This window comes from Oleiagrimonas sp. C23AA (assembly GCF_011759385.1).
In the GTDB taxonomy this organism is placed as follows: Bacteria; Pseudomonadota; Gammaproteobacteria; order Xanthomonadales; family Rhodanobacteraceae; genus Oleiagrimonas.
In genome coordinates this window covers 104458-124849 of record NZ_JAARLY010000008.1, presented here as the reverse complement: position 1 = coordinate 124849, position 20392 = coordinate 104458, and the positions used below count along the sequence as shown (strand labels likewise).

17 protein-coding genes, 1 pseudogene and 1 riboswitch are annotated in these 20392 nt (G+C 63.1%); of the genes and pseudogenes, 10 read left to right on the top strand and 8 right to left on the bottom strand.

Features of this window, described 5'->3' with window-relative positions:
- Nucleotides 1-9: 9 nt before the first annotated feature.
- From HBF24_RS13915 to HBF24_RS13885, 6 genes are all read left to right on the top strand, one after another.
- Complete coding sequence (locus HBF24_RS13915; RefSeq protein ID WP_167173982.1) at nt 10-1221, top strand: integrase arm-type DNA-binding domain-containing protein; 1212 nt, start codon at nt 10-12, stop codon at nt 1219-1221.
- Between the two features lie 137 nt (nt 1222-1358).
- Nucleotides 1359-1724: a helix-turn-helix domain-containing protein gene (locus tag HBF24_RS13910; protein ID WP_167173979.1), complete on the top strand. Its 366-nt coding sequence runs from the start codon at nt 1359-1361 to the stop codon at nt 1722-1724.
- Between the two features lie 458 nt (nt 1725-2182).
- Complete coding sequence (locus HBF24_RS13900; RefSeq protein WP_167173974.1) at nt 2183-2647, top strand: hypothetical protein; 465 nt, start codon at nt 2183-2185, stop codon at nt 2645-2647.
- A gap of 791 nt (nt 2648-3438) precedes the next feature.
- On the top strand, nt 3439-3750 hold the full coding sequence (locus HBF24_RS13895) for a hypothetical protein (protein ID WP_167173971.1): 312 nt from the start codon (nt 3439-3441) through the stop codon (nt 3748-3750).
- A 431-nt stretch (nt 3751-4181) separates the two neighbouring features.
- The gene (locus HBF24_RS13890; protein WP_167173968.1) at nt 4182-6344 is read left to right on the top strand and encodes a ClpP-like prohead protease/major capsid protein fusion protein; all 2163 of its coding nucleotides are present in this window, start codon (nt 4182-4184) and stop codon (nt 6342-6344) included.
- Between the two features lie 96 nt (nt 6345-6440).
- A complete protein-coding gene (locus tag HBF24_RS13885; protein ID WP_167173965.1) occupies nt 6441-9104 on the top strand; it encodes a phage tail length tape measure family protein in 2664 nt (887 codons plus the stop codon).
- A 401-nt stretch (nt 9105-9505) separates the two neighbouring features.
- Here the strand turns inward: HBF24_RS13885 and HBF24_RS13880 are convergent, their stop codons facing one another.
- Entirely contained in the window at nt 9506-9781 is a 276-nt protein-coding gene (locus tag HBF24_RS13880) for a hypothetical protein (protein ID WP_167173962.1), read from the bottom strand.
- A gap of 334 nt (nt 9782-10115) precedes the next feature.
- On the opposite strand from HBF24_RS13880, the gene HBF24_RS13875 reads away from it, so the two are divergent.
- Complete coding sequence (locus tag HBF24_RS13875; RefSeq protein WP_167173959.1) at nt 10116-10406, top strand: hypothetical protein; 291 nt, start codon at nt 10116-10118, stop codon at nt 10404-10406.
- A 4-nt stretch (nt 10407-10410) separates the two neighbouring features.
- Here the strand turns inward: HBF24_RS13875 and HBF24_RS13870 are convergent, their stop codons facing one another.
- A complete protein-coding gene (locus tag HBF24_RS13870; protein ID WP_167173956.1) occupies nt 10411-10827 on the bottom strand; it encodes a VOC family protein in 417 nt (138 codons plus the stop codon).
- Nucleotides 10824-12074, bottom strand: coding sequence for a sodium:proton antiporter (locus HBF24_RS13865; protein WP_167173953.1), 1251 nt, complete (start codon nt 12072-12074; stop codon nt 10824-10826). The genes HBF24_RS13870 and HBF24_RS13865 overlap by 4 nt, the downstream gene beginning before the upstream one ends.
- 236 nt (nt 12075-12310) lie before the next feature.
- A riboswitch (glycine riboswitch) is annotated at nt 12311-12407 on the top strand.
- A gap of 102 nt (nt 12408-12509) precedes the next feature.
- Here HBF24_RS13865 and gcvP point away from each other — a divergent pair.
- The 3 genes from gcvP to HBF24_RS13850 all read left to right on the top strand — a co-directional run bounded on the left by gcvP (nt 12510) and on the right by HBF24_RS13850 (nt 16236).
- Entirely contained in the window at nt 12510-15374 is a 2865-nt protein-coding gene (gcvP, locus tag HBF24_RS13860; RefSeq protein WP_167173950.1) for an aminomethyl-transferring glycine dehydrogenase, read from the top strand.
- A 197-nt stretch (nt 15375-15571) separates the two neighbouring features.
- Nucleotides 15572-15793, top strand: a complete 222-nt coding sequence (locus tag HBF24_RS13855; RefSeq protein WP_167173947.1) for an AbrB/MazE/SpoVT family DNA-binding domain-containing protein — start codon at nt 15572-15574, stop codon at nt 15791-15793.
- Nucleotides 15794-15804: 11 nt separating this feature from the next.
- Nucleotides 15805-16236 carry a type II toxin-antitoxin system death-on-curing family toxin gene (locus tag HBF24_RS13850; protein ID WP_167173944.1) on the top strand — a complete coding sequence of 144 codons (432 nt, stop codon included), beginning with the start codon at nt 15805-15807 and terminating at the stop codon, nt 16234-16236.
- Nucleotides 16237-16254: 18 nt separating this feature from the next.
- On the opposite strand, the gene HBF24_RS13845 is transcribed toward HBF24_RS13850, so the two are convergent.
- The 5 genes and pseudogenes from HBF24_RS13845 to HBF24_RS17495 form a co-directional block, all read right to left on the bottom strand.
- Nucleotides 16255-17337, bottom strand: a complete 1083-nt coding sequence (locus tag HBF24_RS13845; RefSeq protein ID WP_167173940.1) for a chemotaxis response regulator protein-glutamate methylesterase — start codon at nt 17335-17337, stop codon at nt 16255-16257.
- Nucleotides 17338-17340: 3 nt separating this feature from the next.
- Nucleotides 17341-18156, bottom strand: coding sequence for a protein-glutamate O-methyltransferase CheR (locus HBF24_RS13840; RefSeq protein ID WP_167173936.1), 816 nt, complete (start codon nt 18154-18156; stop codon nt 17341-17343).
- 17 nt (nt 18157-18173) lie between these two features.
- Entirely contained in the window at nt 18174-18677 is a 504-nt protein-coding gene (locus HBF24_RS13835) for a chemotaxis protein CheW (protein WP_343162772.1), read from the bottom strand.
- 65 nt (nt 18678-18742) lie between these two features.
- Nucleotides 18743-19813: a methyl-accepting chemotaxis protein gene (locus HBF24_RS17500; RefSeq protein WP_343162771.1), complete on the bottom strand. Its 1071-nt coding sequence runs from the start codon at nt 19811-19813 to the stop codon at nt 18743-18745.
- A gap of 45 nt (nt 19814-19858) precedes the next feature.
- Nucleotides 19859-20392, bottom strand: a pseudogene (locus HBF24_RS17495) (MCP four helix bundle domain-containing protein); the annotation flags it as partial.

Here is a 20392-nt window from a genome sequence, read left to right as displayed (position 1 = left end):
GGAGCACCCATGGCCGCCAGGCTCACCGATCTACAGATCCGCAACGCGACACCGCGCGGCAAAGCCTACAAGCTGACCGCCGCTCGCGGCCTCTGCGTGATGGTGATGCCCAATGGCGCCAAGTACTGGCGGATGCGCTATCGGTACGGCGGCAAGGAAAAGATGCTCGCGCTGGGAGTATACCCGCAGGTCGGCATCCGCAACGCCGAGCAGCAGGCCGATGAAGCCCGCGCCCTTCTACTGAGTGGCACAGACCCCGCCGAGCATCGCCGGCAATCGAAGCTGCAATTACGCGCCAAGGTGGCCCGAACCTTCGGCCAGGCTGCCGAAGCCTGGTTCGACTTCAAATCGCAGCGCTGGCGCGAGCCGACCCGCCTCAAGGCGCGCATGTACCTGGATAAGGACCTACTGCCGCCCCTTTCTCGCCGCCCCATTACGAATATCACGCCTGTCGAGTTGACCGTGGTTGTCGAGCGCATCGAGAAACGTGGCGCTCACAACGTGGCCAAAAAGTCACGGCAATGGCTGCACAGCATCTTTGACCACGCCATCGCCACCGGTCTGCTGGAGGGCACCAACCCCGCCCAGTATCTTTCAGCAGTGGCCGCACCGGCGCCGCAGACCAACCATCATGCCCACCTGACGCTCAAAGAGCTTCCCGACTTCCTGAGCAAGCTGGACGCCTATCCCGATACCAGCATTCCTAAAGCCGCTTGCAAGCTCGCCCTATGGACGGCAAACCGACCAGGCGTGACGCGCACGCTGCTGTGGTCCGAACTGGACCTGGATGAAGGCCTATGGGCGATCCCCAAAGACCGCCCAGGCATGAAGCGCGGCTATGCCCATGTTACCCCACTACCCCGGCAGGCCATCGCCATGCTGCGCGATCTACATGCATTCACGGGGCATTCGGTTTATGTGTTCCCCGGTCGCAATGATCCACGCAAGCCGCTGAGCGATGGCGGCGTGAACGTGATGCTGAGGAAGATCGGCTACGCCGGCCGGCAAACGGCCCACGGCTTTCGTCATCTGATCAGCACCGCCTTGAACGAACGCGACTACAACCCGGATTGGGTGGAGCGCCAGCTTGCGCACGGCGACCCCGACGAAATCCGCGGCACGTACAACAAAGCGCATTACCTGGAGCAGCGCCGGCAGATGATGCAGGACTGGGCCGACCTGCTGGATGAGATCAGGGGCAGCGGAAAACCGAGGCCCTGAAAACGGCGCCCGGCGTGCTGCAACACACCGGGCGCCAACCATAACCGCGAAATGAGGAAACGATCATGGCAAAGCCAACTGTACCGGTAATCCAAATAGGCTCCCAATTTATGAGCATGCCTGGAGCACCCGATGGCATGTTCAAGGTGGTCTCAGGGCAAACGCCTGCCCCACTGATAGAGCATCTTGGATGCCTGTTGAGCTGCCTTCGCCAGATGGCCAGCGATGGCGTCGAACACGGCCTGAGCGGTGACCAGGCCTGGTTGCTCTGGAGCCATCTGGAAATGGCCCAAGCCATGACCAGCAGCCTGGAGGGGATCAACTGGAACCAGGCAGACGCCGAGTCGCCAGCATCTGAAGAAGCCAGTGCGCAGGCCGGACCAGAGCAAGATCTGCCGATCGATGAGATCCGCGCCGCACTGGCAAATCAGGAGAGCATAAGCTCCATCTGCCGGCGCTTTGGAATTGATCGCCGCACGCTCTACAAGGTCAAATGGCCCTAGACCGCGTCGACTTGAGCCTCGCGGGAGCTTACCCATGGTTGCTCCCGCGACACATATAGACACTGGCCTCAACTCATGTCAGTTGAGGTCGGTATGAAACAGAAAACAATACCCAGCAGCCGCGATATGCCGAGCCATGCGGAGGGCAGCGGCATATCTTCATGCGCTCGCGTCAGCTTGGTTGTCGAAGCTGACGCGATACATACAGAAAATGGCCTCAACTCGTATCACATGAGGTCTCGATGATGCAGACAAAATCATCTAAGAAACCGCTGCTATACACAGTGAAACAGGCAGCAGAGCGGCTTTCTATCTCGCGCGTAACGCTGTACCGGCGTCTTCGCAGCGGTGAAATCAATGCGGTCAAGAACGGCCGTTTAACATACATCTCGCCGGCTGAGCTGGAGCGCTATGTAACTGAGCTGCGGCCGTGGAGGCCGGGTGTGGGGCGTTAAGCCATGCGCGCCAAGGCGACGGACCTGCGCGCGGTCATCGGGGATCTGTTCGCACAACCCATGGTGGTGAATATCTTCATCAACTCGGCCTCACCGAGTGTGAAGAACGTCAGCATGCCAAGGCTCGACACTGGTGCAAAGCGCCGGGAGCCGACAAGGCGCGGGGCATACCCCTGGCATCAGCATGGCATCGAGAAGCTGACGCAGTGGCTTGATGGCCAGGCAGCACCAGAGAAGTACGCGAAGGCCACCCATCGCGAGGGCGACGGTACGCTGGCGTCGGTCACCGTGCATGAATGCGTCGATGCCTTGGGGATCAAGGAATACGGCCGCTCCCGTGCAGGGGCCGCCCGCGTCCTTGCCTGCATGCTGCGTGACCTGGGATGGCAAAAGCGCTATGTGCAGTTCTCTCGGGCCAAGCGCAGCTACCGGTATTTCCGCCCCGACGGGCAGGACGGGCGCGTATGAGCCAGTCTGATAAGACCCCTGCTGCGCGCAAGGGGGTGTCGTTTCAGCGCCCCCTTGCAACACGCATGAGCCGGCCGGACAAGCGCTTTGCCGTTATCGCCGATGGGGTAGCGTTTCACTACCCCATCGGCATGCGCATGAGCGCGCCTGGCAAGCGCCTTGCTGTACGACATGGGGGCGTCGAGTCGACACCTCTCGCCCCCCGAACGCTGATCATCGATCAGGGCGCGCTCTTAACTACCGAGAGCCGTTCAACTGGTGGCTATGTGCTGCTAATTTCGCTGAAATTACATCTAAACCCCCGCCGCCCCTTGATGGGTAATAGGTCACGTTTCAGCGACGCCGAACAATTTTCGGCGCATCCGGTGATGGGTCCCTCTGTGCTCCGCTCGATGCGGGTAGCACGGCCGCAAAAAGCGTGTAGTCAGTGGAGCCTGAAGTTACTGAACCACTCGCTTGTGCGCCTACCTTGCCGCACTGTGCGCCATGGTCGTGCGGCCTCAAACCGTTGTGGCGCAACGGATGTGCGCCATGTGCGGTATCAAAACATTGCCCCCGTGCGCCCGTGTGCGAGCGCCGGCCCGAGCGCACCCGCGCACATGTGCGCACACGTAGACCCATACCGCATATACCGCACATGCAGCACTGACGCGGCGCATATGGCGCACAGGTTACCCGCACACCCGGCTGGCATGCCGCACACGCGCGCTCGCGCCGTCTTCTTCCATTTTCTTCCGAAAGGAAAAGTAGTAGCGGCCTTGATCGCTGCCGCTTAGCCCTGGAGCCCTTCCATGAATCAGACAGCAACGCTTCCCATCCCTGCCGGCATCCATCCGGACACCCTGAGCGATCCACGCCATACGATCGCCGACAAGAGCGGGCATCACCTGGTCTGCTACTGCCCGCGCCAACTAGCCGGCGGCATCTTCATCCGTGGCGGCAACATGTGGACTATCTGGACCCCTATCGACTTCGCCGCCTTCATGCCGGTGCTCCAGGCAACCGGCATCATCGTGGCAGAAGGCCAGGACCTGGCGGACTGGATTGAGGCCAGCACGTCGCCGGTGGCACAGCCCGGCCATGGGTCCGGCCGTGCCCACTGATTTCGCCCACAACCTGGCCCGGCTGCGAAGCCTAGCTCGCTCCGGACTTCCGCTCCCCCCTGATCTCGGGGGGTGGGTGTTGGAGGTTGTCGAAGGCAGTGTGAGTGACGAATACAAACGCGGCTTGCGTGATCGCCTGATATGCCATGCGGCTACGCTGCTGGATGGTTCCACATGGACCAAGGCACAAGCGCTTAGCGATGAGGCGGCCATCATTCGCCGTTGCTGGAACCGCTTTGAAACCAAACGCCCCACGTTCCTCTCCAGCTTAGGGGTACGGGGGCGGCTCATACGCGCGGCCCAAGTGCATGAACTTCCGAGCACGCAGAAGCAATTCAGCCGCATCCTGGGGCGCTACGGACATGCAAGCGGTGGTGATGTCCCTGCATTCGCATGGACGATGCCCTCAGACCTAGAGGGGCACCACGACGATGAAACGGACCAGCCAACCTGAAGCCGCCATGCCTGCGCTCAGTCGCGATATTGGGGCACCTTTGATGACGGTTCGCGCCCTCGCCAATGGCGAAGCCGAACTTCTTATCTACGGCAATATCGGGGACAGCTGGCTGGAGGAATCGGTCAGCGCCATCAGCGTAGCGCAGCAGCTGCAAGCACTGCCCGCCAACACGTCGCAAATCAACGTGCGCATCAACAGCTACGGCGGCAGCGTCAGCGATGGCATGGCGATATACAACGCGCTTCGCCGCCATCCGGCACGCAAGGTGGTTACTGTCGACGGCGTCGCGATGTCCAGCGCCAGCCTCATTGCCATGGCCGGCGATGAAGTGCAGATGCCGGCGCTATCTCTGTTGATGATCCACGCGCCGTGGGGCCTGGCTCAGGGCAACGCGCTGGACATGCGCGGTATGGCCGATGTGCTGGACCAGTACGCCACCACCATGGCTGCCGCCTATGCCCACAAAAGCGGGACCAATGAACCCGACATGCTGGCGCTGCTGCAAGACGGGGTAGATCACTACTACAACGGCGAGCAGGCACTGGAGGCCGGCTTTGCCGACACGCTTATCGGTGTGCCCACGAATACCGAAGACGCCAATGCTCAGGCGCTGGCCAATGCCCGCGCTTCGGACCTTGATCGCCTGCTTGATGATGCGCCCGAAGACATCCGCCAGCTCGCCCATGCTGCGGCGCGCCGGCACCCTTTGCAGCTTCCCACTGTGGAGAAGCCGCGCATTCGACTGGACGGAGAGACACGCATGAAACTCAAGACCCATCGCACGCAGCGATTCCAGGCGCCCGCCGACACTCACCAAGGGGGCGGGGGTGGCGCGCCTTCGGCCGCAGCCATTCGCGAGCGTAACCAGACCATTGTTTCGATGATGCAACCGTTTGTGGCGCGTGGCGGCCCCACCGGTGACCGCATTCAGGAACTGATGACCAGTGCGCTGGTTGATCCGAGCATGAGCGTCGAAGCCGTTCGCCAGCAGGTGATGGACATGCTCGGCCAGCGTGGCGAACCCCTGGCCGGGGTGCGTGACATCCATATTCACGAAGACCCACGCGTCGATTTCGTTCAGGCCGCCAGCGATGCCCTTCTGATGCGCAACGGCTACAAGGTGGAAAAGCCCCATGCCGGCGCCCGTGACTTTATGCGTACTTCGCTCATTGACATTGCACGGGCATCACTGAGTCGCAGCGGGCGCAGCCCTGAAGGCTTCGAGCACAAGCATTTGGTGAAGGCGGCTCTGAGCACCAGTGACTTTCCAGAGCTGCTGGCGAATACCACCAGCCGGGCTCTGAGCCAGGGTTACGAAAATGAGCCCAGTTCCCACAAGGCGTGGGTTCGGGCCGGTCGTGTTCCCGACTTCAAGCCACAGACCCGGATCGCGCTGGGGTCTGCGCCCGATCTCAAGAAGGTGCCCGAATATGGGGAATACCAGAACGGCGCCATGGATGAGAATGCATCGGTTCCCTTCTCGGTCGAGAAGTTCGGCCGCATCGTGCAGCTGTCCCGCGAGGCCATCATCAACGATAACTTTGGCGCGTTTCTGCGTATTACCAGCGGCATGGGCCAGGCGGCCAGCCGCCTGGAAGCGGATGAGGTATACAACCTGTTCGGCCTCAATGCTGGTACCGGCCAGTCCATGCAGGATGAAAAAGCGCTGTTCCATGTGGACCATGCCAATTTGGCCGGCGCCGTATCCGGCCTTGACGCGGACGCGCTCGGCGCCGCACGCACCATGCTGCGCAAGCAAAAAGCCGTAGGCGGTGGCTTGCTGAACCTGGTGCCGCGTGTCCTGCTGGTCCCGGCCGAACTGGAACAGACGGCCGAGGTGCTGCTTGCCGCCAGCGCGGCCCGAGCCAATCAGGGCTCGGATCAACAGATGGTGGCGCCCTGGATCAGCTCGCTGGAGCTTGTGGTGGAGCCCCGGCTCGCAGCCAGCGCCTTTTATTTGCTGGCGTCTACCACGCAGATCGATACCGCCGAGATGGCCACGCTTCAAGATGAGCCGGCGCCTCATATCGAAGAAGAGGACGGCTTCCGCGTCGACGCCCGTAGCTGGAAGGTACGTCACCAGTTTGGTGTGCGCTTCATCGATTGGCGAGGCATCGTCAAAACACCGATCAACTAACCAGCGATTTCCGTAGGCGGCCGGATCACCCTCATTGACCAGCCCGCCGGGTGATCCGGTGCGAAGTGGCGGGCTGGTCCCTATAAGGACCTAACTATGGCCAAGCGCGACTACCTGCTGATGCTCAAGGCCGGTGCCGATTTACAACCGGCCACGGCAGGGCTGTCCAAGCTCGACGCCAAATTCAAGACAACGGGCGCAGCAGGCGAACGCGCGGCGGCAAAAATCAACGCCGGTTTCGGCAAGCTCAACAAGCTGGCAGGGTCGCTGCATGGTGCTCTGCTGGCGCTGGGAGGCGGCCTTGTATTCAAGGATGTAATCGAGGCGACGACCCGCCAGGAGGATGCGCTACGCCAGCTTGGACAACGCCTCAAATCCACGGGTGGGGCTGCGGGCCTGACTAAAAAGGATCTAGTCGACTTGGCCGGGGCAATGCAGCAGGTGACCACATACGGCGACGAAGCCGTCGAGGAAATGGAAGCCCTGCTGCTTTCCTTCAAGAACATTCATGGCAATGAGTACAAGCGCGCCGTCGAGGCGACTCTCGACATGAGCGCCGCGCTCGGCCAAGACCTGAAGGCATCGGCGCTAGCGGTCGGACGCGCACTGGACAATCCAGTAAAGGGCCTGACGGCGTTGCAGCGCGTGGGCATCATCTTCACCGACCAACAGAAAGCCCAAATCAAGGCGCTAGTCGATGCCGGTCAAGCAGCCAAAGCCCAGGGCATCATCCTCGATGCGCTGGCTGGCAAAATGGGTGGCACCGCCCGTGCCGCTGCCCAAACTTTCGGCGGTGCACTCAAGCAGCTGAAAAACGCCTTCGGTGACTTGCTGGAAGGCGACGGCGGCAACCTTACCGACGCCGGTAATTCCATTCGCGAGTTGACCACTACGCTGCAAAGCCCCGACGTGAAAGCAGGCTTTGCAGCGATGGTGTCCGGGCTGGTGTCGCTGACATCTGAAACGGCAAAGGCCATTTCGGCGTTCAATGGCTTGCGGGTGGCCGTCACTGACGTATTCAGCCGCACGGCGGACAAAAGCTATAACGGCCTGCTGAACCAATATACGGACCTGAGCGAGCGCATCGCCGCCGTACAGAAGCGCCTTGACCAATCGGCCGGGCAGCGTTTCGTGAATGCGGCCAAGCCATCGGCGCTGTCGTCGTCCGGCTTTCTAGGCAGCGTCGCCAGCATCTACAGCGCGGTGCGTGGGTCATCCACTTCCAACCTGCGCGGCGAATTGGCGCGGCTTGAGAAAGAACGCCAGGAGGTGCAGGCCGAGCTGCAAAAGCGTCGTGATGCACCACTGAAGAATCAGATTGGCGGTGCCGCCGGTGACTTCATTGGCAGCATTTATGGCAATGGTTCGGGGTCCGCCAAACCCGTGGTCGACCCCAAGAAGGCCGCCAAGGCTGCCGCCGAGCTGAAAGCAGCCAATGACAAGCTGGCGGCCTCGGTGGATAGCCTGCGCACGCAGACACTGACGCCAACGCAAAAGGTGTGGGATGACTACATCAAGGCCGTGCAGCAGGCGGCCGAGGCGGGCGGCGAAGCCATCAAACACGGCGCCGATGTCGGCCAGGTGCAGCAGCAGGTAGCCGATGCGGTCACGTATGCTGCCAAGATCCGCGAAGGCGCGCTGACCAAGCTATCCGAGCAGGCCAAACAGGCTTACGAGCAGCTGCGCGAGGCGTTGCGCACGCCGGCCGAGGCCGCCACGGAAACCGCGCAGGCGCAGATCCAGACGCTCAACGATGCGCTGCAAAAGGGCATCATCAAGTCAGCCGAATACACCCAGCAGACCGGCCGCGTAGTCAACCAGGCATTCACCAAGGCGCCGCAATATCAGGGCCTGGCACCCGAAGTTGGCGGCGCCTTCAGCGAGCTGTTTCGCAACGATCAAGCCCAGGCCCAGCTTGAAAAGTGGTACCAACAGCAGATCGCCCTGTTGAATACGTTCCGCGAAAAGAAAATCGGCACGCAGCAGGAGTGGGACGCAAAAGAGATTTCCATCAAGCAGCAGCACGATCAGCAGATGACCCAGATCGAGCAGGCGAGGCAGCAGGCGCAGCTGCAAATATCCTCCAGCCTGTTCGGTCAGTTGGCACAACTGAGCACGAGCCACAACAAGAAAATGGCGCGCATCGGCAAGGCTACAGCCATTGCCCAAGCCATCATCAACACGTATCAAAGCGCCACCGAGGCATACGCGGCAATGGCATCCATTCCCTATGTCGGCCCCGCGCTTGGCGCTGCGGCGGCAGCGGCCGCCATAGCTGCCGGCTTGGAAAATGTCGCCCAAATCCGACAACAGTCAGTGACCAACGGTTACGCAGAAGGCGGATACACGGGGCACGGTGGCAAGTATCAACGCGCTGGCGACGTGCACAAGGGCGAAACCGTGATTCGCCGTGAATCCACCGCTCAGCCCGGCATGCTGCCCCTGCTATTGGACATCAACCAGCGCGGCATGGCCGCTGTAGAAGACTTTGCCGCAGAGGTCTATGGATACGCACAGGGGGGCCTGGTCGGTGCCAGGGACCTGCCTACGCCCCCAGTGAGGCCTCTGCGCATGCCTGCACAGATACCCTCACCCGCAAACAGTTCGGGACACGGTCACGCGACGCAATTCAAGATCATCAATGTCTTTGATCCCGAGCATGCAGCCCACGAAATAGCCACTACGCCTGTGTTCGAAAGAGCGGTCATCAACAAAGTGACGGAAAACCCAACGACGGTTAGGCACGCATTGTTCAAGTAGGCATTTATCAACCGTTCATATAGAGATTAGGCTGATTAACCCACCTCAGAGACCGACGCTAGTGAAGCGGATATTTCTGAGGGTACATCTACCAAGAAGAAACAATAAAAAACATCAATATCAATCGCTTATGATGTAATTTTGCGTCTTCTCCTGGCACCAATTCTAGATGAAGCCCGCCGAAAGGCGGGCTTTTTCTTTGTCTGCCGGGGACCTTTGGGGGCCAGCGAGTGATCGCGTTCCACGAGCCCGGCAGCAAAATCCCGCCCTCCGGCCGACCGTATTGTCCCATATCTGCAAGACGTGCGCGGCCAGACCGACGTTGCACGATTTAAGTCGACGCAAGGCGATTGGGCAGTCCACGCGAACCACTGGCCGAACCCATGCTGGCAAATGACCTGTCAGAGGCCCGCGCTCAGCTGTGACAGCGGCAGCCGAAACGCATCTTCCGGTCCCATGCCCGCGGTGCGCACGTGACGCGTGGAAATGAACCAGATCTCGTCGCGGTCGTTGCTCAGCATCATGTAGGCGTCTGATGTTTCAGCCGGGCTATACAGGCCCAATACGCGATATCCGCAATCGACGACGAAGCCACTCTGCAGCGGCCGGGGAACCGGCGCTCTCGGGCCGGTCATCTCTTCTATGCGGATAAACAAACCGCTCTCAAAGGCAATCATGCATCTGCTCCGAAGATGGCCGCGCCGGAGGGAAAACAGCGCTGCGGACCCGTGTTGTTTAGCAGGGGTCTGCTAACTGTTCGATGTATGAGAGCGTCACCTGCGCTTGCGCCATGGATGCACGCTTCAGGTACGGGCATGGCAGGCGTGCCGTGCAAACATTCAGCCACACGCAACTACCGCCAGGTCATACACCGCATGCTGCCTGCGCGAGGGGATATCTCCCCCGCGTTTGTCGCGCCTGGCAGACACCTCCCCGACGCGCCCGATCGCGTGCATCCGCTTGCAGGTAGCAGGCATACTCGGGCGCTATCACCGCCTTGATGATCCGCCCATGCCGCTGTATTTCCGACGCCAGGACCTGCCCGAACTGGCCGGTCTGTCCGATGCCGAAGCCGATCGCCGCCTGCGCGCGGCGCAAGACAAGCTGGGCCTGAAGACGGCACTGAAAGGCTCGGCGCTGTTCGCCACACTGACGCTTCTGGGCATTGTCATCGGCCGCGCCTTCGGCCAGCAGATGTATGGCGCCATCCTCGGCTGGCTGACCGGCTTTGGTGCCTATGGCCTGTACAAGCTCAATGCCGCCCGACCGTTCATCGAACGCCCGGACCCGCCCTCCGGATAAGCGCTCAGCCAGCCGGCAGATCGGGCGGCCCCTTAAGCTCCACGCGATTGCCGTCCGGATCGTTGATGTAGATCGATGGCCCCTGGCCTTCGGCGCCATAGCGCGAGCCGGTCTCGCCCACCTCGACGCCATGGCGCGACAGATGTTGGCGAATATCATCGGCCTCGAACGGCTCCACGCGCACGCACAAATGATCCATGTTGTGGCCCTCCTGGCCCGGCGCGGCGCCACCCTCACGCCCCAGGCGACCATCGACGCTGACCAGATCGATCAGCGACAGGCCGGCGCGCAGCTGCCACAGCCCCAGGTTGTCCTGGCGCTTTTCCAGCCGGCAGCCCAGCACATCGATGTAAAACGTCGCGGCGCGCTCCAGATCGCGCACGCGCAGCACCACATGATCCAGTCCACGGATGTTGATCATGACCCCTCCGTCTGCGGCCGTGGCGCCATGCGTCGCACCACCTTGCCGATGCTAAGCCCCTGCACCAGGATCGAGAACACCACGATGTAGTAGGTCATCGCCAGTACCAGATCACGGTTTTCGCCAGCCGGCAGCGACAGTGCCAGTGCCACCGAAATGGCGCCGCGTAATCCGCCCCAGGTCAGCACCAGCCACGAGCCCTGCGGCAAACGGAAGAAGCGTCGCAGCAGCCCCACCGGCAGGCCAGCGCAGAGCAGCCGCGCGGCCAGCGTGACCACGATCATCAGCCCGGACACGGCCAGCACCTGCGGCGAGAACGACACCGCAGTGAACTCCAGGCCAATCAGCACGAACAGCACCGCGTTGAGCATCCAGTCCAGCAGCTCCCAGAACATGTCATGGTGATGGCGCGTGGTGTCGGACATGCCGAACTGGCGGCCGCGATTGCCCACCACCAGGCCGGCACTGACCATCGCCAGCGGACCGGACACATGCAGTTGGCGCGCCAGTGCATAGCCGCCCAGCACCGCGGCCAGCGTGATCAGTGTTTCCACCTGATAGTTGTCGATCGAACGCAACAGGCGGTAGGTGACATAACCCAGCACCAGGCCGTAGACGATGCCGCCCCCCGCCTCGCGTCCCAGCAGTTCCAGCCCGTGGCTCCAGGAAGGCCCGTGGCCACCGGCGACCATGCCCAGCAGCAGCGTGAACAACACCACGCCGATGCCGTCGTTGAACAGCGATTCGCCGGAAATGACCGTGTTCTGAGCTTCCGGCGCGCCGGCCGAGCGGATGATACCGGCCACCGCTACCGGATCGGTCGGTGAGATCAGCGCACCGAAAATCAGGCACCACGGCAGCGACAGGTTCAGGTGCAGCAATGGCAACGCCCACCACAGCACGAAACCGATCAGCAATGTGGACGCCACCGTGCCCAGCACCGCCAGCGCGCCGACATGCCACCAGTACGAGCGCAGCTTGCTGATATCCACCTCCAGCGCGGCGGCGAACAGCAGGATCGAAAGCATGCCCTTGAGCACCACCTCCTGAAAGTCGATCTGCTTGAGCAACTGGGTTTCGTAGTGGTGCAGTCCGCCCACGCCCAGCGCATTCAAGATCACCAGCACCAGTGACAGCGCCAGGGCAATGGCCATCACGCCGATCGCCGAGGGCAGATGCACGAACCGATGGTTCACATACGCCAGCAATGCGGTGATCACCAGACAGATCACGGCCACATCAAACATGCCACGCTCCCTTGAGAACACTTGCCGCGCCCGCCGGCGCCCGAGAAGGCCCCAAGCCTAGCCCAAGGCGCGTCCCAGCGGTGTAGATGCGCCACCTTTCACGGGAGGCGAAATCCGCTGCCAAGCGCCGTATAATTGCGGCCCTTGAGACACACCACTCGGTGGGAGAAGCGGGCCGCAACGCCCGCTGCCGAAGGCGCAACGCCCGTAATCGCTCAGGCTCCCATACCACCGCGTGCACATACTCTGGAGAGACCGGTTCAATCCGGCGCCGAAGGGGCACGAAGCGTGTAACGCTTCCAAACTCTCAGGCAAAAGGACAGAGGGGCGCGTCAAGACAGGTTTCCGCCCAAGGCCCCATTGTGCCCAGTGCGGCGGCATGCCTTTTCGCCAATGTTTCGCCCCACATGCCCTTTGCAACTTTCGGATGCCGCCATGAGCCAGAACGCCCCCACCTTGCGTGATCTTGAGCATCACGACGCCTTCGTCGCGCGCCACATCGGCCCCAACGACGCCGAAATGGCGCAGATGCTTGAAGTCATCGGCTACGACTCGCTCGACGCCATGACCGACGCCATCGTGCCCGGCGCCATCAAGTCGCAGCAGCCAATGGCGCTGACCGGCGCGGTCACCGAGGAAGAAGCGCTGGCGCGCATCCGCGCCATGGCCGACCGGAACCAGGTGTTCCGCAGCTTCATCGGCCAGGGTTACTACGGCACCCACGTGCCGGCCGTGATTGCCCGCAACATCCTGGAAAACCCGGCCTGGTACACGGCCTACACGCCGTATCAGGCAGAAATCTCGCAGGGCCGCATGGAGGCGCTGCTGAACTTCCAGACCATGGTTGCCGACCTCACCGGCATGGAGATCGCCAACGCCTCGCTGCTGGACGAGGCCACCGCCGCCGCCGAGGCCATGACCCTGGCCAAGCGCTCGTCCAAGTCCAAATCCAACCTGTTCTACGTGGCCGACACGGTGCACCCGCAGACGCTGGAAGTGCTGCGCACGCGCGCAGAGAGCCTGGACATCGACCTGCAAGTCGGGCCGATCGAGAAGGCCATCGATGCCGACAGCTACGGCGTGCTGGTGCAATACCCGGACACCTTTGGCCGCATCGGCGATCATGCCGCGCTGGCCGAGGCCGTGCATGCGCGCAAGGGCGTGGTGGCGGTGGCCACCGACCTGCTGGCGCTGACCCTGATCGCCTCGCCGGGCAGCTGGGGCGCCGATATCGTCATCGGCAACAGCCAGCGCTTTGGTGTGCCGTTCGGCTTTGGTGGCCCGCATGCCGCGTGGCTGGCCTGTCGCGATGCCTACAAGCGTTCCATGCCCGGTCGCCTGATCGGCATCTCGGTGGATGCCGAAGGCAAGCTCGCCTATCGCCTGACGCTGCAGACCCGCGAGCAGCACATCCGCCGCGAGAAGGCCACCTCCAACATCTGTACCGCGCAGGTGCTGCTGGCGGTGATGGCCGGCATGTACGCCGTTTACCACGGCCCGGAAGGCCTGACCCGCATCGCCCGCCGCACGCATCGCCTGGCCGCCATCCTGGCCGGTGCGCTGCGCAGTGCCGGCGTCGAGGTCGGCAAGGATTTCTTCGACACGCTCTATGTCAGCGGCGTGGATGCCGAAGCGGTGCTGGCCAAGGCCCGCGAGCAGCACATCAACCTGCGCGGCATCGACGGCGGCCACATCGGCATCAGCCTGGATGAGACCAGCACACGCGAGGACGTCAAGGCACTGGCGGCGCTGTTCGGTGCGCGCATCGACGACATCGACACGCTCGACGCCAGCACCGACGACGCGCTGCCGCCCCAGGCGCAACGCCAGGATGCGTTCCTGACCCATCCGGTGTTCAACACCCACCACAGCGAAACCGAACTGCTGCGCTACATGCGCACGCTGGCCGACAAGGATCTGGCACTGGACCGCAGCATGATCCCGCTGGGTTCGTGCACCATGAAGCTCAACGCCACGGCGGAAATGCTGCCGATCACCTGGCCGGAATTTGCCAACATCCACCCGCTGGCGCCGGCCGAGCAGACGCTGGGCTACAAGCAGCTGATCGACGAACTGGAAGCGATGCTGGTGCAGTGCACCGGCTACGACTCGATCAGCATGCAGCCCAACTCCGGCGCGCAGGGCGAATACGCCGGCCTGCTGGCCATTGCCGCCTATCACCGCTCGCGCGGCGAGGGCCATCGCCACATCTGCCTGATTCCCGAATCGGCGCACGGCACCAACCCGGCTTCGGCGCAGATGTGCGGCATGAAGGTGGTGGTCACCAAGTGCGACGCCAACGGCAACGTGGACCTGGACGACATCCGCGAAAAGGCCGCAAAGCACGCCAACGACCTGGCCGCGATCATGCTCACCTACCCGTCCACGCATGGCGTGTTCGAGGAAGACGTGGTCGCCATCTGCGAGACCATCCACCAGCACGGCGGCCAGGTCTACACCGACGGCGCCAACATGAACGCGCTGGTCGGCATTGCCCAGCCAGGCAAGTGGGGCTCGGACGTCAGCCATCTGAACCTGCACAAGACCTTCTGCATTCCGCATGGCGGCGGCGGCCCCGGTGTGGGCCCGTGCGCGGTCAAGTCGCACCTGGCACCATTCCTGCCGCGCACGCTGGGTGGCGAAGGCGAGGTTGGCATGGTCTCGGCGGCCAGCTACGGCTCGGCCTCGATCCTGCCGATCTCGTGGATGTACATCGCCATGATGGGCCCGGTAGGCCTGCGCAAGGCCAGCCAGGCCGCGCTGCTCAACGCCAACTACGTGTCCAAGCGCCTGGCGCCGTACTACAAGACGCTCTACACCGGCCGCAACGGCCTGGTCGCGCATGAGTGCATTCTGGACCTGCGTCCGCTGGAGAAGTCCACCGGCATCAGCTCCGAAGATGTGGCCAAGCGCCTGATCGACTTCGGCTTCCACGCCCCCACCCTGAGCTTCCCGGTGGCCGGCACGCTGATGGTCGAGCCGACCGAGAGCGAATCGCTGTACGAGCTGGACCGCTTCTGCGATGCGATGATCCAGATCCACGAGGAAATCACCGCGATTGCCGATGGCAAGGCCGACGGCGAGGACAACCCGCTCAAGCACGCCCCGCATACGGCCACCATGGTGATGGCCGCCGAGTGGACGCACGGCTACAGCCGCGAGCAGGCCGCCTTCCCGCTGCCGGTGCTGAAAACGCACAAGTACTGGCCGCCGGTGGCGCGCGTGGACAACGTCTACGGCGACAAGAACGTGATGTGCTCGTGCGCGCCGATCGAGGCCTACATGGACGAGGACGCCTGAAGCGCCCTCTGCGCCTCACCTGGGTAAAGCAAAAGCGCGGGCCCTCACAGGTCCGCGCTTTTTTTATGCCCACCGGGATGGATACCGCCCGCCGGTAGCGTGATGACCGCCCGGGCAGAACGGCACGCGGCATAGCCGACGTGCAACACGATATAACTTTTGTTATAACGTGATTCTGACCTTTGCGGAGCCACTTCATGAAACTGAAGATCACCACCGTCGGCAATTCGGCCGGCGTGATTCTTCCGCGTGACCTGCTGGCACGTCTTCGACTTAAAAAGGGGGACGAGCTGCACGCGGTGGAGACGCCCGATGGCATCAAGCTGACCGCCTATGATCCGGAGCTGGCGCGGCAGATGGAGGTCGCCGAGCAGGTCATGCGTGAAGATCGCCAAGTGTTGCACAAGCTGGCCCAGTGAGGAGCACGCCGATGGTCGTCTGGATAGAAAAGACCCTGGCCCTCGCCATCCATGATCGTCAGTTGGCCGAGCATGGAGGTGCTAGCGGCATTCGTGATGACAGCTTGCTGGAATCTGCGTTGGCCCGACCAAAGCAGATGTTCGCCTATGGCCACCCACCACCAGATTTGGCCGATTTGGCCGCCTCACTGGCGCACGCCATTGCCCGCAACCACCCGTTTGTTGATGGCAACAAACGAACTGCTCATGTCAGTTATCGCGTCTTTCTCGCCCTTAACGATGCCAGCCTTATCGCAAGCGACGAAGAAAAATACGCAACCATGATGGGCCTGGCCGAAGGCACCCTGAGCGAACGCGAATTTGCCGACTGGCTGCGCCAGCATGTGCGGCTGGACAGCAGCCCCCAGGTCAACGAATCGGCGCCGGCCTTCGGTGATGCCTGAGACGGGCGCGGCTCACCCCTAGCCCACGGCCTTCTGCCCGACGATGTACTGGGCCATCTGCGAGAGCGGCACGGTGCGTTCGGCGGCACCGCGCGCCACCGCTTCCTTGGGCATGCCGTAGACCACGCAGCTGGCCTCGTCCTGCGCCAGCGTACGCGCGCCGGCCTGGCGCATTTCCAGCAACCCCGCCGCGCCGTCATCGCCCATGCCGGTCATGATCACGCCCAGCGCGTTGGCGCCAGCGCACTTGGCCACCGAGCGAAACAGCACGTCCACCGAGGGTCGGTGCCGGTTCACCGGCGGGCCGTCGACCACCTCGACGTGATACTGCGCGCCGGAGCGGCGCAACACCATGTGCCGGCCGCCGGGCGCGATCAGCACCCGTCCGGGGATCACCCGATCGTTGCTCTTGGCCTCCATCACCTGCACCTGGCTCAAGCTGTCCAGACGTTCGGCGAACGAGGCGGTGAATTTTTCCGGCATGTGCTGCACCACCACGATGCCCGGGCATACCCGTGGCAAGGTCGTAAGCACCGCCTCCAGTGCCTGTGTGCCACCGGTGGACGTACCCAGTGCCACCACCCGCTCGGTGGTGCGCGCCATGGCATTGCCTTCGCTGGCCGCGGCAATGGCATCGGCCGACAGCTTCGCGGCCACCTTGCCGTCACCGGCCGGCCCCACCGGCAGCAGTCTGCGCACATTGGCCGAGGATGCCGCACGCACGGCGGCCACCAGCTCGCGGCCACTGTCGACCAGAAACTGCTTGAGCCCGATCTTGGGCTTGGTGATGACGGTGAAGGCACCAGCGGCCAGCGCCTGCATGGTGGTCTGCGCGCCCTTCTCCGTCAGCGTGGAGCAAATGATGACCGGCGTCGGGCGCTCGGCCATCAGCTTGCGCAGAAAGGTGATGCCATCCATGCGCGGCATTTCCACGTCCAGCACGATCACATCCGGCCAGCTCATCTTCATGCGCTGCATGGCCAGCAACGGGTCGGCCACCGCCGCCAGAAGCTCCACCCCCGGCGCCTCGGCCAGCAAACCGCTGAGCACCTGACGCACCACGGCCGAATCGTCGACCACCATCACCTTGATGGCTGGCATCGCTCAGGTCCCCTTGCAATAGGTGGCCGGCGCCAGCGCGCGCAGATCCTGGGTGATGTCGTTCAGTGTCTCGGAATGGCCAATGTAGAAGTGCCCACCCTGACGCAATGCGGGAATCAGCCGCGCCACCACCTGGCGCTTGGTCTCGGTATTGAAATAGATCATCACGTTGCGCAGGAAAATCGCATCGAACGGCGCCATGTTCGGCAGCCGCTGATTGAGGTTGAGTGGTGCGAAGCGCACATGCTGGCGCAGCTCGCGATTGATCAGCAAGGTGCCCTCCTGGCGCCCGACACCGCGCAGGCAGAAACGGCGCAGGTACGGCTTGGGAATGTGCTCGGTCCGCTCCACCGAATACTGTCCGCGCGCGGCTTTTTCCAGCACGCGGTTGCAGATGTCGGTGCCGACCACTTCCCAGGGATTACCGCCCAGGCAGTCGGCCAGCACCATGGCGATGGAGTAGGCCTCCTCGCCCGACGAGCACGCCGCCGACCACACACGGAACGGCTGCCCGGGCCGATGCGTGGCCTCGGCATGACGGCGAAGCCAGTCAAAATGCTTGGCTTCGCGGAAGAAATAGGTCTCGTTGGTGGTCAGTACATCCACCGCCTGCTGGCGCTCGGCGTGGCCTTCCGGCGTCTGCAGGAAGCGGAAATACTCCGAGTAGCTGCGTGAGCCACAGGCGGCCAGCCGCTTGGCCAGGCGCCCGGCCACCAACTGCTTTTTCGCCGACGAAAGCGTGATACCGGCCGAGTCGTGGATAAAGCGCTGAAAGCGCATGAACTCCACATCGCTGATTGGCGTGACGGCAGCGTTCATCCTCAACCCCATGCGAGTTATTGCGCTGTATCGGCGTGCTCGGCGGCACGCGCCTGCGCGGTGCCCCCGGCCAGCGCGCCCAACTCCTCCTGCGCCAGCACATGGGCCAGATCCAGCACGATCACGAACCCGCCGTCACGCTTGCCCATGCCGGCGATGAACTCGCTGCGGATGCGTGCGCCGAAGGCCGGCGGCGGCTCGATATCCTGCTCGCTCATGTCGACCACGGCATGCACGGCGTCGACCACGATGCCCATGTCCTGGCAGCCTTCATCGTCCTGCACCTCGACGATGATCACGCAGGTGCGCTTGGTCACCGGCGAGGCGGCGCGTCCCAGTCGCAGGGCCAGGTCCAGCACCGGCACCACCGCGCCACGCAGGTTGATCACGCCGCGGATGCAGTCGGGCATCATCGGCACCGTGGTGATGCCGGTGTACTCGATAATCTCCTTGATCCGCAGGATGCTCACGGCGAAGGTTTCGCCGCCAATGGTGAACGTCAGGTACTGCCCCTGCTGCACCGCGCCGGCGGCTTCAGTCTCGCCGGCGGCCTGCTTTTCGCTTACGGCTGTCACGGCATCACCTTTCAGTAGCTGACAAATTCAAGCTCGTCGACGGCATCGCTCTTGGCCATGCCGCGTCCCGGCGGGCGCTTCGAATCACCGCGCTCGCCACGTGTTGGCTTGATGGTGGCGCGCAACGGCTTGCTGCTGTCGGTCCGCGTGCCACCGGCCAGCCGGAAGAACGCCATGGTGCGCTGCAGGGCCTCGGCCTGGGAATTCATTTCCTCGGCGGTGGCGGCCAGCTCCTCCGAGCTGGAAGCGTTTTGCTGCGTGGTCTGGCTGAGCTGATTGACCGCCGTATTGATCTGGCTGACGCCGGTCGCCTGCTCGCTGGAGGCGGCGGCGATTTCCTGCACCAGATCAGAGGTACGGGTGATGCTGGGCACCATGTTGCCCAGCAGCTCGCCGGCGCGTTCGGCAATCTCCACGCTGCCGCCGGCCAGCTCGCCGATTTCGGCGGCAGCCACCTGGCTGCGTTCGGCCAGCTTGCGCACTTCGGCCGCGACCACGGCGAAGCCCTTGCCGTGCTCACCGGCACGCGCGGCCTCGATGGCGGCATTCAGTGCCAGCAGATTGGTCTGGTAGGCAATGTCGTCGATGATCACGATCTTCTTGGCGATATCGCGCATGGCGCTGACCGTGGCCTCCACCGCCTTGCCGCCCTCGGCGGCATCGCTGGCCGCCTGGCCGGCCATGTCGTCGGTGACCTTGGCATTCTCGGTGTTCTGCGCGATCGAGGCGGTCATCTGCTCCAGCGAGGCACTGCTTTCCTCGACGCTGGCCGCCTGCTGGCTGGCCGCCTGGGCCAGCGACTGCGACGTGGTGGCCACCTGCTCGGAAGCACTGGCCAGCGAATCGGAGCCACTGTTGACCTCACTGACAACGTCCGAAAGCTTGGCCACCATGTTCTGCATGGAGCGCAGCAGGCGACCGGTTTCGTCATGTCCCTTCGCTTCCACCTTGACGGTGAGGTCGCCCTCGGCCAGACGGTCGGCCACGTCCACCGCATGGCGCAGCGGCTTGGTCACGCTACGGCTGATCAGCCATCCCAGCAGCAGGCCCAGCACCACGCCCACGGCGATGATGGCGATCATCTCCTGCCGGCTTTGCTGATACAGCGTCATGGTCTCGAGCTGCTCGTTGTCGGCATTGGTCTGACTGAGCTTGCCCAGCCGGGTCATGATGGTATCCAGCTGCCCGGAATGCGTGGACAGACTCTTGTTCAGCGCATTGAGCTGGCTATCGGCCTTGTGCAGCGGCTGCTGGGCCTCCAGCGCAAGTGCCTGCGCGGTTTCGGCGGCATAGAGCTTCCAGTTCTGCTCGAAGTTGTCGAACAGCGCCTTGGCCTCGCCGCTGACCAGCAACGGCCGTGCCTTCTCCAGGTTTTCCTTGAGCTTGGCCTCGGCGTCGGCCACTTCCGCCTTGCGCTGGGCGCGCTCTTCCTGCGTGGTGGCCAGCAGGAACTTGGCACGCGCCCGACCCATGTAGACCAGGTCGATATTGGCTTCCTTGATGTGCGACAGGCCCAGCAGCTGGCGACTGTACATGTCATTGGCCAGGGTGGTGATTTTGGCTTCGTGCGACATGCCGATCACGCCCACCACCACACTTACCGCCACCACCAGCATGAAGCCGGCAATCAGCCTGATTCCGATGCGAATATTGGAGAACAT

Excerpts from the sequence above, each read along its gene's own strand:
- HBF24_RS13915 (WP_167173982.1), top strand. The coding sequence starts at position 10 with ATGGCCGCCAGGCTCACCGATCTACAGATCCGCAACGCGACACCGCGC.
- HBF24_RS13875 (WP_167173959.1), top strand. The coding sequence starts at position 10,116 with ATGCCGCTGTATTTCCGACGCCAGGACCTGCCCGAACTGGCCGGTCTG.
- gcvP (WP_167173950.1), top strand. The coding sequence starts at position 12,510 with ATGAGCCAGAACGCCCCCACCTTGCGTGATCTTGAGCATCACGACGCC.
- HBF24_RS13850 (WP_167173944.1), top strand. The coding sequence starts at position 15,805 with ATGGTCGTCTGGATAGAAAAGACCCTGGCCCTCGCCATCCATGATCGT.
- HBF24_RS13910 (WP_167173979.1), top strand. The coding sequence starts at position 1,359 with ATGTTCAAGGTGGTCTCAGGGCAAACGCCTGCCCCACTGATAGAGCAT.
- HBF24_RS13900 (WP_167173974.1), top strand. The coding sequence starts at position 2,183 with ATGCGCGCCAAGGCGACGGACCTGCGCGCGGTCATCGGGGATCTGTTC.
- HBF24_RS13880 (WP_167173962.1), bottom strand. The coding sequence starts at position 9,781 with ATGATTGCCTTTGAGAGCGGTTTGTTTATCCGCATAGAAGAGATGACC.
- HBF24_RS13845 (WP_167173940.1), bottom strand. The coding sequence starts at position 17,337 with ATGCCAGCCATCAAGGTGATGGTGGTCGACGATTCGGCCGTGGTGCGT.
- HBF24_RS13865 (WP_167173953.1), bottom strand. The coding sequence starts at position 12,074 with ATGTTTGATGTGGCCGTGATCTGTCTGGTGATCACCGCATTGCTGGCG.
- HBF24_RS13870 (WP_167173956.1), bottom strand. The coding sequence starts at position 10,827 with ATGATCAACATCCGTGGACTGGATCATGTGGTGCTGCGCGTGCGCGAT.
- HBF24_RS13855 (WP_167173947.1), top strand. The coding sequence starts at position 15,572 with ATGAAACTGAAGATCACCACCGTCGGCAATTCGGCCGGCGTGATTCTT.
- HBF24_RS13895 (WP_167173971.1), top strand. The coding sequence starts at position 3,439 with ATGAATCAGACAGCAACGCTTCCCATCCCTGCCGGCATCCATCCGGAC.
- HBF24_RS13885 (WP_167173965.1), top strand. The coding sequence starts at position 6,441 with ATGGCCAAGCGCGACTACCTGCTGATGCTCAAGGCCGGTGCCGATTTA.
- HBF24_RS17500 (WP_343162771.1), bottom strand. The coding sequence starts at position 19,813 with ATGATCGCCATCATCGCCGTGGGCGTGGTGCTGGGCCTGCTGCTGGGA.
- HBF24_RS13840 (WP_167173936.1), bottom strand. The coding sequence starts at position 18,156 with ATGAACGCTGCCGTCACGCCAATCAGCGATGTGGAGTTCATGCGCTTT.
- HBF24_RS13890 (WP_167173968.1), top strand. The coding sequence starts at position 4,182 with ATGAAACGGACCAGCCAACCTGAAGCCGCCATGCCTGCGCTCAGTCGC.